This window comes from Nonomuraea sp. NPDC005650 (genome assembly GCF_040605375.1).
Taxonomy (GTDB): Bacteria; Actinomycetota; Actinomycetes; order Streptosporangiales; family Streptosporangiaceae; genus Nonomuraea.
Genome location: NZ_JBEXCR010000016.1, coordinates 246,040 through 262,452 on the forward strand (window position 1 = coordinate 246,040; position 16,413 = coordinate 262,452).

At 74.0% G+C, this 16,413-nt stretch carries 10 protein-coding genes; 4 read left to right on the plus strand and 6 right to left on the minus strand.

Going from position 1 to position 16,413, the window contains the following annotated elements:
* Positions 1-24 precede the first annotated feature (24 nt).
* From ABZS69_RS28070 to ABZS69_RS28090, 5 genes are all read right to left on the minus strand, one after another.
* Complete coding sequence (locus ABZS69_RS28070) at positions 25-2,052, minus strand: hypothetical protein (RefSeq protein ID WP_355377756.1); 2,028 nt, start codon at positions 2,050-2,052, stop codon at positions 25-27.
* Positions 2,049-5,711: a DUF5682 family protein gene (locus ABZS69_RS28075; RefSeq protein ID WP_355377757.1), complete on the minus strand. Its 3,663-nt coding sequence runs from the start codon at positions 5,709-5,711 to the stop codon at positions 2,049-2,051. Before ABZS69_RS28075 ends, ABZS69_RS28070 begins: the two co-directional genes overlap by 4 nt.
* Positions 5,708-6,838, minus strand: a complete 1,131-nt coding sequence (locus ABZS69_RS28080; RefSeq protein ID WP_355377759.1) for an AAA family ATPase — start codon at positions 6,836-6,838, stop codon at positions 5,708-5,710. Before ABZS69_RS28080 ends, ABZS69_RS28075 begins: the two co-directional genes overlap by 4 nt.
* Positions 6,839-6,911: 73 nt before the next feature.
* A complete protein-coding gene (locus tag ABZS69_RS28085; RefSeq protein ID WP_355377761.1) occupies positions 6,912-11,726 on the minus strand; it encodes a DNA-binding protein in 4,815 nt (1,604 codons plus the stop codon).
* The gene (locus tag ABZS69_RS28090; RefSeq protein ID WP_355377763.1) at positions 11,723-12,589 is read right to left on the minus strand and encodes a DUF4132 domain-containing protein; all 867 of its coding nucleotides are present in this window, start codon (positions 12,587-12,589) and stop codon (positions 11,723-11,725) included. The genes ABZS69_RS28085 and ABZS69_RS28090 overlap by 4 nt, the downstream gene beginning before the upstream one ends.
* Positions 12,590-13,170: 581 nt before the next feature.
* Between ABZS69_RS28090 and ABZS69_RS28095 the strand changes: the two genes are divergently transcribed.
* From ABZS69_RS28095 to ABZS69_RS28110, 4 genes are all read left to right on the plus strand, one after another.
* Positions 13,171-13,830 carry a recombinase family protein gene (locus tag ABZS69_RS28095; RefSeq protein ID WP_355377765.1) on the plus strand — a complete coding sequence of 220 codons (660 nt, stop codon included), beginning with the start codon at positions 13,171-13,173 and terminating at the stop codon, positions 13,828-13,830.
* Positions 13,831-13,943: 113 nt separating this feature from the next.
* Positions 13,944-14,831 (plus strand): phosphotransferase, encoded by an 888-nt coding sequence (locus ABZS69_RS28100; protein WP_355377767.1) that lies wholly within the window; start codon positions 13,944-13,946, stop codon positions 14,829-14,831.
* Between the two features lie 230 nt (positions 14,832-15,061).
* Positions 15,062-15,553, plus strand: a complete 492-nt coding sequence (locus ABZS69_RS28105; RefSeq protein ID WP_355377769.1) for a hypothetical protein — start codon at positions 15,062-15,064, stop codon at positions 15,551-15,553.
* Between the two features lie 255 nt (positions 15,554-15,808).
* The gene (locus tag ABZS69_RS28110; RefSeq protein ID WP_355377771.1) at positions 15,809-16,090 is read left to right on the plus strand and encodes a hypothetical protein; all 282 of its coding nucleotides are present in this window, start codon (positions 15,809-15,811) and stop codon (positions 16,088-16,090) included.
* A 14-nt stretch (positions 16,091-16,104) separates the two neighbouring features.
* Here the strand turns inward: ABZS69_RS28110 and ABZS69_RS28115 are convergent, their stop codons facing one another.
* On the minus strand, positions 16,105-16,344 hold the full coding sequence (locus ABZS69_RS28115; RefSeq protein WP_355377773.1) for a hypothetical protein: 240 nt from the start codon (positions 16,342-16,344) through the stop codon (positions 16,105-16,107).
* Positions 16,345-16,413: the final 69 nt, after the last annotated feature.

Sequence of the window (16,413 nt, forward strand, 5' to 3'; positions counted from 1 at the left end):
AAGCGCGCCTCGCGGGGGGCGTCATCAGAGGGCGTCGTCGAGCTGCCAGGAGGCCTGGATCATGGCCCGTTCCGTGGCGGCGAGGTGGGTGGAGGCCGCGACCCACGCCCACGCGTACCGATCCGGCCCCGTGTCCGCCAACCGCCCGAAGACGTCGCGGCTGCGGCGGTCGGCCTCGGCGGTGAGCTCGGTGACCAGGTCGGCGGCGGCCTGGAACCCGGCGCTGCGCAGCTGGGCGTACGACTCGCCGTTGCGCGCCGACTCGGCCACCGCCCGCCGCCCGCCGGACACGGCCAGCTCGACCAGCCGGCGTACCCGCCACAGCGGCGCGCCGGCCACCGGGTCCACCTCGTCGCCGTCCGGGGGCGGCAGGCAGGCGTCCTGGGGTGGCAGGTGGGCTCCCTGGAGGCGGTCGTACCCGAGGTCGGCGTGCCCCTGCCATTCGGGGGGCAGGCGCAGCGTCGCCTCGGTGCCCGGGACCGGGCCGACCGCCAGCGGCAGCAGCGTCGCCACCCGGTCGGGCTCAACCCGGCCGACCACTCGCACGGCCAGCCCAGGACGGGAGGCGAGGCGCCGCAGGTTCTCGACGTGGGCCAGGTCCGGATGGTGGCTCGCCGGTACGAGCCGGATCAGCGGACCGTAGCCGGGGCTGTCGAGAAGAGTCCCGTCGGAGCGGGGGAGCAGCTCCCTGGCCAGTACGTGGTCGCCGGCCGCGCCGACGATGACCAGGTCGCGGCCGACCGGTTCGCGGGCTCGTTCCTCCGTGTCCGACTCGCTCCAGGCGTGACCGGAGAGCCGGGTGCCCGCCGCCTCCGCCAGCGGCCTGGCGAACAGGGCCGCCATCGGGCCATCCGTCCACGGCATGCCGGAGACGGGCGTGGCCCGTACGCCCTTGCCCGCCCCGAGACGCCCGTCCGGGGAGACGGTGGCGCCGACGATCAGCAGCCCGGCGCGGGCCAGCTGGGAATGGTTCAGCATGGCGGGGCCGATGGCGACGGGCGCGGTGGCGGCCCCACGGGCACGGGCCGATCCGCCCGGTTTGACGTCGGCCACCGAGTACCAGCGGCCGTCGTCCGCCACCAGGTGCGTCACCACGCCGCCGTACCCGGTGGCGCTGATCACCGGCTCCCTGAACACCCCGTACACCTTCAGGCTCCCACCCGGCTCGTAGTTGCGCCGTACGGTGCCTGCCAGGGCCGGGTCGGGGTCCGCCCCGGCCAGCCGGCCCGCGGTGAGCAGCAGCTCGCGCAGGGCGGAGACCAGGTCGGCGAGCCGGTGGCCGTCGTGGCGGGCGCGGGCGGACCGCAGCCCCCGCACCACGCGCAGCGCGGCGGCCTCCGCGCCCGGCAGCCCCGCCAGGCGGGCGGTGTGCGCGGCCCGCAGCAACTCGGCCTGGGGGACGGCGCCGGCGGCGGGCACCCCGGCCGAGAGCACGGCCGCGGCGGCGGCCCACAGCCCGGTCGCGGCGGCCACCTGCGCCGCCGTGGGGACTGCGGCTCCGACGGACCCGGCCACCTGCGCCGCCGTGGGGCCCGCCGCTTCAACGGACCCGGCCCCTTCCCCGTCGGCTTCGTCGCCCGGTGCCGGTCCGGCCGTCGCCGCGTCACCGGGTCCGGCTTGACCAGGCGGTGCCCCGTCGGGCACGGGCTCGCCCGGCGTGGTTCCGTCAGGGGTGGCCGCCTGTGCGTCGGCGGCGGGCGGATGGGGGAGCGCGTCCGCGATCGGGCAGGCGCCTAGCACGGCGGCGCGATGCAGGCAACGCGGCGCCAGCAGGCAACTGCACCGCACCTGGTCACCGTCGTCGATCACGCCGGAGGGCGCCGGCGAGAGCGTGACGACCGCGTCCTCACCGCAGGTGACCTGGACGCCCTCGCCGCCGGCGGTGACGGGCAGGGCGGCGTACTGTTCGATCGCGGCGTCCAGCTTCTTGCGCAGCCGCGAGGTCAGGCCCTCGACGGCGGCGGCGACCACGTCCGGCGTCACCGGCGGCAGCGGCCCGCCTGCAGAACCGGACGGGACCGTTTCGGGAGTGGTTGACGTGGAGGGGTTCACCGGTGTTCTCCGCGGAGGCGGTCGCCCACCCATCGGGCGAGGGCGAGCGGGCTGAGCGCGGCGACGGGCATCCCGGCCGCGACGAGTTGCTGGGCGATGGGGATCGAGTAGCGAGGGACGCCCTGGTCGTCCAGCGCGGCGCAGCCCAGCAGGTGCACGCCGGAACCGGCCAGCGCGCGTACCTCCCCGAGCAGGCCGCCGATCGGGTAACCCTCCTCGAAGTCGCTGACAACCACGACGAGCGTGCGGCTCGGGACCGTGACCAGCGTACGGGCCTGGGCGAGCCCGGCGGCGATGTGCGTGCCGCCGCCGACCCGTACCTCCAGCAGGAGGGACAGCGGGTCGTCGACCCGGTCGGTCAGGTCGATCACCTGCGTGGAGAACGACAGGAAGTGCGTGGACAGCGTCGGCACCCCCGCCAGCACGGCGGCCGTCAGCGCCGACCAGACCACCGACGCCTCCATGGAGCCGGACACGTCGACCACGAGGATCAGCCGCCAGTCGGCCTCCCGGCGGGACCGCGTGCTGAACACCGGCCGTTCGGGCACCACCACGAGCCTCCCGTCGTCCAGGCGGCGCGTGTACGGCAGGTTGGCGCGCAGGGTGCGCGGAAGGTCCAGCCTGCCGCCGGGGCGGCGGGTCGGGCGCGGCGTGGCGACCCCGGTCATGGCGGGCCGCAGGCGGGTGGCGAGCTCGCGGGTCAGCTCGTCCACCAGGCGGCGTACGAGCGGGCGCAGCTTGGCCACCTGCTGCTCCGGCAGGCCGCCCGCCAGGGACAGCACCGAGGTCAGCAGCTCCACCGACGGGCGGACGGAGGCGGGGTCGAGCTCGGTCAGCACGTCGGGGCGTCCGGCGTCGGCGGCGCGGGCCAGGACCTCCTCGCGCACCTCGGCGCCGAACAGCGACTCCAGCTCCTCCGACCACTCACGTGCCGTGGGGAACGGCGCCTCCCGGCCGCCCGCGTCCCCTGGAGCGGGTTCGAAGTCGTTGGCGCCTTCGCCGCGGCCCGCCCCGTACAGCTCGTCCAGGGCGCGGGCGTACGAGCGGGCGTCCGCCGGCAGCCGTTCGGACTCCCGGCCGAGCAGCAACCGCCACCGGTCCGCCGGCCGCAGCCTCCGCCTGATGTCGGCGACCTCGGCCTGAGCGGGGATCCGCGCTTCGTCCGCGGATGCTTCCTGCGGGGTGGACGGGTCGGTCGTCAGGGCCGGGATGGGCAGCCGGAGCGCTCGCAGGGCGTCCAGACCGGCCGTGTCGGCGGCGGTCCAGAGGGCGAGCAGCGACGGCGGAGCCTCCAGGGCCACGTCGAGCCGGTCGCCGAGCCGTTCCGACACGACCGCCAGCAGCCGGGTGCGCCCGGCCGGGCTGAGCGTGTCGAACCCGCCGCGCAATGCCGGCAGCCGGTCCAGGAACTCCTTGTCCGTGAGCCCGTCCACCCGGTTCATGAGCGGGTCGAGCGCCGCGGGGGCCGACTGGAGCAGCGGGCCGGCGGCCGTGAGCACTCCGGTCAGCAGCCTGCTCAGCCGCAGGCGGCCGTCGGGGCCGGTCGCGGTGTCGACCCAGCCGGCCGCCCGGTCGCCGAGCGAGGCGGAGCCGTCCAGGTCCAGCAGCACCCGGGCGGCCAGGGCCGCGCCCTGCATGAGGGGCGAGGCCGTACGCGCGAGCACCGCCAGGGCGTCGTCCATCCGCAGGCCCAGGCGCTCCTCTCCGGCCCGGGAGGCGAGGGCGACCAGGGCGACCGCGTCCTCCGGCTGGTCGCTGCCCGCCAGTCCGGGCAGGGCGCGTACCGCGGCCTCCAGGAGGGTGCCGGACAGCTCGGCGGCGTGCTCGCGACCCTCCGGCGTGGTGCCGGGCAGGTGCCGGCGGCGCAGGGCCTCCAGCAGGTCGAGGGCCTGGAGCAGCTCGGCGAGCGTGGCGGTGGCCGGCAGCGCGACGGCGGCGTCGGCGAGGCGGTCGGCCACCAGGTCGGGCAGGTCGCAGCCGGCGGCGGTACGCAGGCCGTCGAGGATGAGCGCGCAGGTCGGGCCGCCGTCCGCAGATTCGCGGCGGTACGTCTCGCGCAGCGTCCCGGCCGCGGCCTGGGCGAGGGTCACACCGCGTACGCCCGCCAGGTCCAGCAGGGCCGGGACCGCGGGGGTCCAGGCCAGCCGCCACCGGGTGGTGAGCGCGGCGCCGTCGCCCGTTCCCATCACCTGGATCGGCTCGCCGTAGGTGACGCCGCAGGCGAGCAGGCGCCTCAGGGCGACCTCGCGGCGGGCGTCGAGGTCGGAGCGGAGCGGATCGAGCCGTACTTCCCGGGGCTCCGGGTTGTCGGGACACGGCAGGCGCAGGGCGGCGAGATCGGCCTCCACGGCGGGCCCGAGCCCGGAACGCGGCGTGCCGGGCGAGGTCCTGCCCCGCTCGGTGCCCACGAACACGGTGTCCAGCGCCCGTGCCAGGGCCCGTCCCCGGCCGAGGGGTTCGCCCTGGCCGAGCACGGTCGTCACCGCCTCCAGCAGCTCGCCGCGTCCGGGCGCGGGCAGCCCGCGCAGGCGGGCCAGGTCGCAGGCGAGCCGCAGCGTCTCGACGGCCTCGCCGGTCCCCGCTGTGTGCCCGGCCGAGCGCAGCTCCCGGCACAGGCCCGTGATGGCGCGCGCGGCCCCGTCCCGGACCTTCTCGGGATCGCCCCCGGCCTCGAACACCGCCTGCTGCCAGCGCGGGTCCCTGATGCCGGCCGGGTAGCCGGACCGGGAGTCCAGCAGGTCGAACGCGTACGGCACGAGCGAGGTCACGGGCGCTGGCGACCCCGGTGGCGGGGCGGCGGCCTCGGGCGAGGCGGTCTCGTCGGCGGGCACGGGGAGCGCGGGGGCGTGGAAGGAGCCGATCACCGCCGCGACGCGACGACCATCGGCCGCGGCGGTGGCGAGGACGCGGCGCATGTGGGCTTCGCGGGCCAGGTCCATCGCGGGCACCCCGCCCGCGGCCTCGGCGTCGCGGCGCAGGGCCCAGCCGACGCCGAGGGCGGCGCGGCGGACGGCCTCGGGTTCGCAGCCGGGGGCGAGGACCTCGACGGCGCGGTCCCACATGTCGTCGCCCTCGCGGCCGGTGCTGGCCAGCCCGTCGGCGAACGAGACGCCCCGCGGGTCCGCGTCGGCACTGGAGGAGCCGCCGGAAGGTGTGTGCACGGGGGCCTGCGCGGCGGCGTGCCAGCCGGGGTCGGACAGCGGGAGGTCGCAGCAGACCACCTCGGCCCCGCGCTTCCAGGCCCACCGGATGGCCACCAGCTCGGGCGAGAAGTCGGCGAACGGGTAGAACCCGAGCCCGCTGTCGTCGCCCCGCGCCCCCGCGAGCGCCACCGGGGCGTGGGTCCCCGGGTCGGCCAGGTGTACGAGCCAGGGCTGGAAGTCCGCCGGCAGCTCTACGCAGACCACCTCGGGGTCGGCGGCGTCCAGCAGCGCGGGCAGCACCGCGGCCAGGGCGGGGCTGTGGTGCCGCACCCCCAGCAGGTACGGCCGCGACGAGGCCGCCAGCGCGGCGACCGCCTCCCGCGGATCCAGTCCCGGCGCAGCCGCCGGGTCGGGTGCCGCGCCCGGTATGGCCGCCGGATCGGGTGCCGCGCCCGCCACGGCCCCCGGGTCGGGAGCCGTGGCCGGGGTGGACGGTGTGGGGTTCTGGGAGGTCAACGGAGGTTCTCCCGCAGGTCCCACAGCCGGCGCCACATCGCCGACCCGTCCTCCGCGCGCCTGCGCACCGGCCCGTCCCAATAGCCCAGCAGCCGCCCGTGGTCCGCCGGGTCGTCCTTGCGCACGACCCCCAGCAGGTGGCCGGGCACCAGGTCCAGCACGTCGCCGGTGGGCAGGTACGCCACCGCCACCCCCAGCGAGGCCGCCACCTGCACGGCCTCGGCCGTGGACATGACGGTGCCGGGGCGTTCGACGTCCCAGCCCTCGGCGGAGCGGCCGGAGCGCAGGTCGCGGAAGACGGTGACCAGCGCGTCGAGCACCGCGTCGTCCACCCCGAAGCTCGCTCCGGCGCGCTCGACGACGGCTGTGGCCTGGCGGCGCACCAGCGAGACCTCGGCGTCGGCGTCGGAGATGGGGCCGACGGTCTCGAAGTTGAAGCGCCGCTTGAGGGCCGCCGACATCTCCGAGACGCCCCGGTCGCGCAGGTTGGCCGTGGCGATGACGGTGAACCCGGGCGCCGCCGGGACCTGCCCGTCCTCGCTCCCGGCCAGCTCGGGTACGCTGACCCGCCGGTCGGACAGGATCGACACGAGGGCGTCCTGGACCTCGGGCAGGCAGCGGGTGATCTCCTCCACGCGGGCGACCCGGCCCGAGCGCATGGCGGTGAGCACGGGCGAGTCGACGAGCGCCGTCCGGCTGGGGCCCTGGGCGAGGAGCAGGGCGTAGTTCCAGCCGTAGCGGAAGGCGTCCTCGGTCGTGCCGGCGGTGCCCTGGACGGTGAGCGCGCTGGTGCCGCACACGGCGGCGGCCAGCAGCTCCGAGAGCATCGACTTGGCGGTGCCGGGCTCGCCCACCAGCAGCAGGCCGCGCTCGCCGGCGAGGGTGACGACGCAGCGTTCGACGAGGGCGCGTTCGCCGACGAACTTGGGCGCGATCTTCATCCGGCCGTCCAGCGGCTCGTCGCCGCTGCCGCAGATGAAGGTCACGACCGCGCGCGGGGTCAGCGCCCAGCCGGGCGGGCGGGGGCCGGAGTCGTGGGCGGCCAGGAAGGCGAGCTCGGCGGCGTGGCGCTCCTCGGCGGGCAGCACCTGCCGGGCCGAGGGAGCGCGATCTTCGGTCAAGGTCATGAGAAGAGAGGTCCTCTGGGTGATCGGTGAATGGATGGGCGCGCCCCGGGGAGGGGGCGCGCCCCGGGCAGGGTCAGCGGCGGCGTCCGCGCTTCACCTTCAGCTCCTCGAACCGCGGCGCGTCCCCGTCCCGCACCCGTCCCCAGGCCCTGGCGTACAGGTCGGCGGCGGGTTCGATGGGCACGAGCGGCACGCCGGAGTGCCCCGTCAGGTCGAACAGCGGCAGCTTCCACTGCTCCAGCGGCAGCCGCGGCGCGCTCTGCGCCGTCCACCCGCCGGGCAGGAACAGCGAGCGGCCCGCCCGCTGGCGCGTGGCCCGCACGACCAGGTCGGTATCGGCCAGCTCGGCGTGGGCCGACTTGAGCCGGGCCGGCTTCCAGCCGGTCCACCGGGCCACGTTGCGGTCGGTCGGGTCGGGCATGGCCAGCAGCATCAGGTACGCGGCGGCGGCGTCCTCGCCCAGCCCGTACTCCTTGGCCACCTCGACGACCAGGGAGGGCACGGACCGGCCGGGATCCTGCGGCCACCACGTGCCGTCGGCGCCGCGCTCCCCGGCGAGCGGGTCGCCGGGATCGGCCAGCAGGACCTCGAAGCGCGGGTCGCGGATGGTCGCCAGTGCGAGCATGACCGGGAACGGCTCCTCCGACCCGATGAGGGCCCGCAGGTACGGGTCGTCACCGGCCGCGTCCAGGAGGGACACGCGCACGGCCGGCGCGGGCCGGTCGTCCGCGGTGGCCATCAGGACGGCGCCGTACCTTTCGTACCCCTCGCCGGTCTCGGTGGGCACGCCGGCCGCCTTGCGGAAGGCGGGCAGGTCGACGTACCGGCCGAGGTCGAGCAGCAGGTCGGGGCCGGCCAGCCGGGCGCGCACGGCGGCCAGCGCGCCGGGCAGCGCGGCCCGGACCGGGTCGCCCGCGGGCAGCCGGTGCGCGAGCCAGCGCGACATGAGGATGGTCGTGTGGAGGGTGTCGGCCGTGAAGCCGGTGGCGTTCGGGTCGGCGGGCCTGGCGCGGTCGCCCTGGATGGTCCAGACCAGGTCGCGGCCGAGCTCCGGCTCGCCGGCCGGGTCGATGAGGGCGCGCAGCGCACGGCCGGTGTCCCAGCCGGTCCTGACCGTGCGGGACGCCTCGCCGAGCAGCCATTCGGGGACGGCCGTCTGAGGGCCGACCTTGTCGTTCCAGACGGCCGCCGCGGCGGCGACGTCGGGGCCGTCGCTCCAGAGCCGGGCGGGCTCCAGGGGCAGCAGCGCGGCGAGGACCGCCCGCCGGACCTCGGCGCCGACCTTGCGCAGCTCGTCGCGGGCGGTGCCGGCGTCGGTCACCTTCACGCCGATCAGGGTGCGGGTCTCCTTGGTGAGGAAGGAGTGCTCGTACCCGTCGACGGACGGCAGGCCCGCCACGATCAGCCGGGCCGTCGTCAGGGAGACGCCGGTGAGCCGGGAGAACTCCTCGGCCGCCTCCGGCCGCCAGGGCGCGGGACCGCGTTCGGCCAGCTCGGCGCGGAACGACTCCAGCCACCCCTGCGCACGATCCACGCCGACCGGGCCGGAGGCGCTCAGCGTGTACGGCTGAGGCGCTTCGAACCGCCCGGAGGGGTCGTGGAACAGCGCGGTCCACCGGGTCCCGCCCTCGCCGACGTGTTCGACGAAGGCCAGGAAAGCGCCGCCGTCCAGCGGCAGGCCCCCGAGCCAGTTCCCGTCGCGCCAGCTGCCGTCGGGCTTCTTCACATACCGCTCGGGCAGGTGCGCGGTGACGCGCCGCCACCGGGACGGGTCGGCCGACGTGGGCAGCCCGGCCTCGGCCAGGGCGTGGAGCAGCCGCTCCTGCGCGACACGGTGCTCCTCGGGGACGGCCGCCGATCCGGTGCGGTAGGCCACCGCGGCCAGGTGGTCGAGCAGCGGCTCCCACTCCAGGCTGGCGAACGGCAGCTCCGGCCGGTCGAGGTGGACGTGGCCCACCCCGGCCGGGGCCTGCTCCGCCAGCGCCCGGATCGTCTGGATCTGCTGGAAGGCCCCGTCGACCTGGTTGCGCCAGTAGTAGGAGGTGGAGACCGCCAGCCCGCTGAGCGCCTCCTGAAGCTCGTGGTCCGTGGGGCCCACGGGCGCCTGCCGACGGTGTCCGCCGGCCAGGGACTCGGTGAGCCTGGTGGCGACGGCGTCCAGCGCGGCCTGCTGCGCGGCGGCGAACCGGACGATCCCGGCGATGCCCGCCACCAGCCCGTCGTGGCTGACCTGGGGCAGCAGCTCCCGGATGCGCGCCGGCAGGTCCTCCTCAAGGGCCCCGGCCAGCAGCCGCGCGGCGGTGTCCGGGTCGAGCCCGCGCAGGGCGGCGGACCCCTCGGGGTCCCTCGGCCGCAGGCAGTGCCAGTAGCGCAGCGGCGGCAGGATGATCGTGCCCTCCCCGAACACGCCGGGCGCGGCGTCGGTCTTGGCCGTGGCGGTGACCACGCCGTCGGCGTCGGCGAGCTCGACCCGGTAGCTCCCCTTCAGGACGGTCATGTGCCGGTCGGCGCCGGGGAAGGTCAGGATGCGCACCGGTGAGCGGTCTCCGCGCGGGAGGGTGACCGCGCGGCCGGAGGTGTCCTCGCCGCGCAGCGAGCCGTCGGGCAGCCGCGTCACCCGCCAGCCGAACAGCCCGCCCGCGGGCACGCCCGCCGGGGTCGCCTCCTCGGACGGGGCGGGCAGCACCCAGCCCCGCTCGAACGTCGAACCCGCGGGGACGTCGGTGAGGAAGGCGGGCATGCTCTTCCTGCCGTGCTGCCCGCTCGCCGGGTCGTATTCGTGCCATCCGAGGGTGTCGTGGTCGGACCCGTCCCAGGTCCACACCCAGTAGGAGGTGCCGTCGCTGATCACGGACCGTTCGAGGGGCACGGTGGTGTCGCCGGGGTGCAGCACGCCGTACCCGGTGGTGCGCCCGCCGCCGGGCAGCGGCAGGGTGACCGGGTCGTCGCCGCGGTACCAGTCCAGGCGCGTGCCCCGGGTGCTGCCGCCCTGGGTGTCGATGGCGTGGACGCGGTCGGCGGAGGTGTGCCAGTAGCCGCGGAAGGCGTTGTCGGCGGCGCGGGACGGCCAGTAGACGAGCAGGTCGCCGTCGACGTAGTGGTAGCCGATGTCGCCCCACGTGTCGTTGGGCGGGACGCGCAGGTCGTGGGTGAGCACGGTGCCCTCGTGGTCGAGCACGCGGACCTGCTGGGAGCCCCCCGCGATCAGGTACGGCCAGGCGTCGGCGACCACGATGTCGTCGACGTCCTTCCTCGGTACGAGGGTCGCGGCCGCCTCCTCCCAGGCCGGCCAGCCCAGCTCGTCGAAGATCCCGGCCCGCAGCGTACGGGCGAGCACGGGCGAGATGTTGGCCGCGGCGGCCTGGCGTACCTCGTCCTCGGCCAGGACCAGGGCCTCGCCCGGCAGCCAGGACAGCCGCCGCAGCGCGTCGGGCAGCTCGGGCAGCCCCGCGGACGTCGACTGCGCGGCGACCTTGCGCACCCACCCGGCCAGCATCGGCCGGCCGCCGTCGGAGGCGGCCAGCATGCGGACGGCGCGTAGCCCGTCGCCGTCGCCGGAGAAGGAGTAGGCCGCGCGCTCGAACGGCTTCGCGAACCTGCCGTCGGCGGCCAGCGCGGTCAGGTCGCGCTGACCCTCGCCCTGCGACCAGTGCTCCAGCCGCAGCGAGTCGCCCTGGCCGGGGTCGGCCACCGGCAGGCCGAGCGCGAGGAACAGGTCGAGCAGATCGACGTCGTACGGGTCCGTCAGCCCGGTCGCGGCGCCGGCGAGCTCGGCACGCAGCCGGCCGGCGGCCCGTTCGACGAGCGAGTAGAGGATCGGCAGCCGCGGCGGCAGGCCCCAGGCGGCGTTGCGGGCGGCGAGGAAGCGCCGGAGCCAGCCCGACACGCCGTCCTCCGGCACCTTGCCCGAGACCAGCTCGTCGATGGCGCCCGCGGCCTCGAGGACGTCCAGCCACACGCCGGACAGCTCGCCGTCGTGACCCTGCGGCATGACGGCGAGCAGCGTCGCGCGCACCTCGGGGTCCTGCCTGCCGAGCGTCCCGATCGCCGTGCGATGGGCCTTCCACCAGCCGGTGGCGGCCCGCAGTGTGGCGGGCAGGGCGAGCAGCTCGCGCAGGTACGACTGCTCGGCCGCGTCGGCGTCCATGCCGGCCGCCCTGGCCAGGCGGCGCAGGTCGGTGGCCATCTGGGCCGAGGGCGGCAGCCCGCCCGCCGTGCGCCGCAGGCACAGCAGGGAGAAGCGGCGCAGCGCCTCGTCGGCGGACACCCGGCCGGCCAGCTCCTTGGCGTAGCCGGACAGCACCTTGACCGGCAGCGCCCCCGCCAGCCCGAACTCCAGGAACACCTCGTCGAGCCGGTCCTCGTCGACCTCCAGCCCGTGCTCGGCCTCCGCCTTGCGCGCGCTGGAGAACATCTGGGCGGCGTAGGTGGCGTTCTCCACGCCGGTGAACACCCGCCCGGCCTGTTCGTAGAACGTGGGCAGGAAGTGCGGCACGGACGCGGCGAGCCGGCGGGCCAGCTCGTGGTAGCCGTCGAGCGCGTTCTTCGGCTTGGACTTGGCCTGACGGGCGACGCGCTCCAGCTCCGGCACGACGGCGAGCGCGTGATGCCCGTCGTCGGGGTGGTGCACCAGCACCCATTCTGGGAACCCGAGCGAACGCCGTAAACCGAGCCCGACCACCTCGGGCTCCCCGTCGGCCGCCAGGCCCAGGAACCCGGCCGCCAGATCCTCGGCCGCGCCCAGCTCGCCGGCGACCAGGCGCACGACCACCCGGTCGTCGAGTCCGGGGTGCCGGTAGCGGCGGGCGGTCATCGGCACGGCGCCCTCGCCCGCGCCCTCGGTGCCCGGCGGCAGGATCGCCCCCGCCTTCAGCATGTCCTCGCTCATGCGTCCTTGCCCTCCTCGACCTTGCGCCCCGCGTACAGCGCCGCGGCCATCCGCATGCCCTCCGACCACGCGACCGGGCCGACCTCCCGCAACGGCAGCGACTTGCCGTCGAGGTCGTGCCAGGTCAGGCCGCCCGTGGTGACCTCGTCCTCCCAGTACGGCTCCCCGATCCAGACGCTCGCCTCGGTGATGGCGCCGGCGTCGCGGACCCGGCAGGTGGCGTAGCCGCCGGTGACCCGGTAGCCGAGCCCAGTGGCCCGCGCGGCCAGGCCGAAGCGGGAGTCGTACGTCCCGCCGGAGAACTCCGTCACGGTCGTCGCCCGGCCGTCCATGCCGTCGGGCTTGCGCCAGGTGGCGCGGTGGATCTGCTCGACCTTCTGGACCACGCCCAGCTCGGCGGCGAACTCCCGCAGGTCGTCGAGGTCGGGCAGCAGCACCGGGTGGGGCAGCGTCACCGTGGACGGCGACAGCCGTACGGTCTCGCCGTCGAGGTTGACCAGCCGCAGCTCGCCGGTCTCGGTGGCGTCGCGCAGGAAGCCCACCTCGTCGGGGTCGTCGCCGACCACGGCCAGGTCGCGCAGCGCCGACTGCCACGCCTCGTCCGGCCACACCCGGGCCAGCAGCCCGGTCGGCACGGGCAGGGACGACACCATCCACAGGTCCACCTGCGCCACGCACGCCGCGGCGTGGCGGTCGAGCCACTCGGCGAGGCGGCGCAGCCGGTCCACCTCGGGGTGATCACGCAGCGCCTTCGGCAGCGATTTCAGCTGCCGTCCCGCCGCCCGGCCGGAGGTGGCTCGCGCCGCCACCCGGCCCTCCATGAGGGCGACCTCGTACCCGTCGCCCGCTGCCAGCCAACCCAACGGTCCCCGCCTTCCAGACGCCCGAATCCGGGCATGAAACATCCAATGAGCAGGGGTTTCCAGCCCCCTGCCGCTGTCGATGCGCCGAACCTAGCGGCCCCGACCGACAAATGCGGGCGGGTCAGGCGAATTATGTCGGACCTGGTCATCGGGTAGATGACCTGTCTGGTGGGAGTACGAGGTTGTCAGGGCACGAGTCGGTGCCTCATGATCGTCGCGACAGGCGACTGCGCGGGGGTGCTGGTGATGGTTCGAGCCGGACAGGCACGCAGGCGGCGGTTCGCGAACGCGTGATCATCGTGGATGACGACGCCGACCTGAGGAGGCAGTTTCGCCCTCAGCTGCTCCACCTTGTGCTGCCCATCCTTGAAGGTCACCGAGGGGTATCCAAGGCCCTCATGGGACAGCGGGGCGTTGCGGACGGGAGCACCATTCCGGGCACGTTGATCTCATCGTCCAGCCGCAGCAAAGCAACATCGCGTTCTTCCTGGGCAGTCCAGCACACCCACGCCCGGCAGCGCCGTACGTCGGCATCCTGGGGGCGGCCCACGCGCACGTCGATCTTGGGCCAGGGGGCACAGGTGCGCGACGACTACCTCCGCGTGGAGGCACACGCCTGCCCGATGACCTCCTGCGCCGCCTCGGCCGGCTCGCCCTGCCGGACCGGCAAAGGCAAGGTCGCCGTCCAGTACCACACCGCCCGCTTCCGTCCCGTGCCCGCGCTCGCCAAGACCACCCCGCCCGTCCGCAAGCCGGGCACGCTCTGGATCGAACTGCCCCGCCCCGCCGCGGCCGGCACCGAATCAGCCGGGCACGTCCGGATCGGCTACGCCCGCGCCTCCACCACCCGCCCCGAACTCGACAAGGCCGTCGCCCTGGCCCGCGAGCTCCGCTCGGCGGGGGTGGCGGTCACGCTCGTGGTGCATGAGCACAAGCGGCTCGGCCGCGGCCTCGACCTCGCTGCCCTGGCCGAGCAGCTGCGCACCGGGAGTTTCCTCACTGGCGAGCTGCAGGGCTCCCACGATCCGTCCGGGGTGGTGTTCACCGTGCTGGCCGCGCTGTCGGGGATGGAACGCGAGTACATCCGTGACCGCACCCAGGAGTGCCACGAGTCCGCCCGCAACCGCCTCGTCATCACCACGGGCAAGAAGAAGGGCCGCCACCCCTCGGCGGCCACCGTCCTGCGCATGCTTCGCGATCACGACGAGGCCTCCGCGACATCCGCGGCCGCCGCAGGGTGATCAGGGCTTCGGGGGACCTGGCCGCGCCGAGTTCGCATGCACTTGCCACCGTGTCCCGATGCGGGGCACCGCAAGGTGACCGCCTGATCGCGGTCTGACGTAAGGCTACGGATATGGATAGCAAGTCCCCGACGACACTAGATCACGACATCGTCTCAGCGATCAATCGACGTACCGGTGCGGATTTGAGGATCGTCGGCCGCGCTCTGCACGGGAGGCTCGGCGGCGCAATCTACGCCGAGTGGCCGGACGGCCGACAGGCCGTGGTGACTCGATTTCTGGGCTCACTCGCCGAAGCCAAGCGCACGGCCGAGGTGCTTGCCTATGTCCGTGACCGCGGGCTACCGGTGCCCAGGCACGACCTTGTGGTCGACCTGAATGACAGTGTGATGTTCGTGCAGGAGCGGCTTCCCAGTGCACCACCCCGGCGCCTGACCCCGATGAGAATAGACGCGATGGTGGAGATCAACGACCGTTTCGCCGGCGCTCTCGCCGCGCGCCCCGGTGCGCCGCTGCGGCTGCTGTGCCCTGATTGCGGCAGCGATCCATGCCCTCGCCACGAGGTGCTGGCGACGCACAGTCCGCGCAGCCGTCGCGTCCTGGATGAGATTCTTCGCATCGGCCGACGAGAGCCCCGCGAAATGGTCGGCGATGATCTGGTGCATGTCGATCTCACAGCGGCAAATGTCCTCTTCGATGAGAACGACCGCGCTACCGGGGTCGTCGACTGGAATCTCGGCGCAAGCCGCGGCGATCGACTCTTCGCCCTCATCCAAACCCGGATCGATCGGGAGTGGTTCGTCCAGTCGCCGGACGCCGACCCCGTGGAGAATGCGGCGGCAGCCCACCTGGACGAGATTCTCGTCGACCGAATCGCCCCCGCTACCCTACGGATGTACTGGGCACACTGGATGCTGCGCCAACTGTGCTGGGCGGTCCGGTCTGCTCCATCCAACGTGGTTGACTGGCATCTCGACCTGGCCGAATCCCGGCTGGTGTGAAGGTGGTCGGTCGGCCCCATGTCGAAGGATCCACATCGGCCTAATTCTCTCGCCGGACCCGGGAGTTCCTGCGCTCCCTGCGCTCCGTGGCCCGCACGGCGTCCGCCTGGCGATGCTGTCCAGTCCGCTGAAGCCGTAAGGGATCGACGCGGAACATAGTTGGGCCTGCAGTCGCACCACTCGACCTGACTGGATGGCGAGGCCGGGGCAGGGGTGGCATGCTGAGGCCGGTGAGGGTGATCAAAATAGCGGTCGCGGTCTTGGCGGTCGCGGCGCTGTTCTTCACCCCGGCCTACGGGTACGCAACGGTGGATCTGACAATGTGCAAGATACGCGTGACGCAGCAGCATCCTGTGCTGGAGCGGGACGTGACCCCGTTGCTGACCCGGTTGTTCCCCGCGGACTCGGTAACAGCCGTCGACCGTGAGGATAACTGCCAGTTCGAACCGGACCCTGACTTGACTCCCTCACCGAGCGCCAGCGTGGTCGTAACAGTGGCGGGTGTCCAGCACGTGCGGGATGCGCTGGCGGTGATGCACCGGGACGGCTGGCGATTTGATGAGCCCTTCGAGGAACTCGATCCGTTCGGCCAGATTCCGGAGCTGACGAAGAAGTTCTCGCACGGCACCGTCGATGTGGTCGTTGAGGTGATGCCGGACGACGCCCCTGTGTCCGGCGGTCCCGGGGTGCCCAGCTGGGAATTCGAGTTCAGCTATTTATGAGCCTCGAAAGCTCGGTGTGCTGTTGGGTCCCTTTCTCGGCGCTCCGCGCCGCGCACCAGCCGCCGCAGCGAGCTCCGGACATGTCCGCCCGGGGCGAACCTGCCCGTAGTCGCGACGGTGCCAGAACGACGGCCGTAACAACCACGAGTTCATCGGAGGCGACGAATGACAGCGAAGAGCACTCCCAGTCACCGGCTCTCGATCAGGTGGCGGCAGCACCGTGGGCGGATCGCCGTGGCCGGGGCGGGTTCTTGCATGATGCTCCTGCTCCTGCTCTTCGGCTGTGGCGAGGTCGTGCTGTCCGGTTTATGCGGCGGTGGCACTTGTGCTGTTGGGTGGTACGTCGATCTTTTGAAGGTGACGCTCGTTCTGCCTCCCTTCGCCGCTTTGCTCTTCGCCTGCTTCTGCTTGTTCTCCCGGACGGGAATGGTCGGCTGGCAGTTCCGGGTCCAGGTTCTGGCCTTCTCAGTGGTCGTGATCGTATGGGTCGTCGCGTTGAAAATTCTCAGATACGTCGAGGATCTCGCCCTCTTCTGACAATGTCTTGGCCGTCAGCGGCGGCCGCCCGCAGGACGTGGTGAAGGCGGATGGTCACGACGCGCCGACGTGCTCGGGGGCGCGCCGGCGAGCCGCGCCCGCCATGTCCATGTGGGCTGATCCCAACTCATGACTGGCTTGATCATCGCTGCCTGGCGCTCGAACTCCTGCGACGTCAGGTCGCGGTTGGAGTGAGCGGTCACCATCATGACGGAGGCGTCCATGATGCCCACCTCCGGGACGATCGACTTCACGATCCTGCGGCAGACGTGGCTGCGCGAAATCGCTGCCCGGCGAAGGGCTCGACGACCAGGGCGACCCCG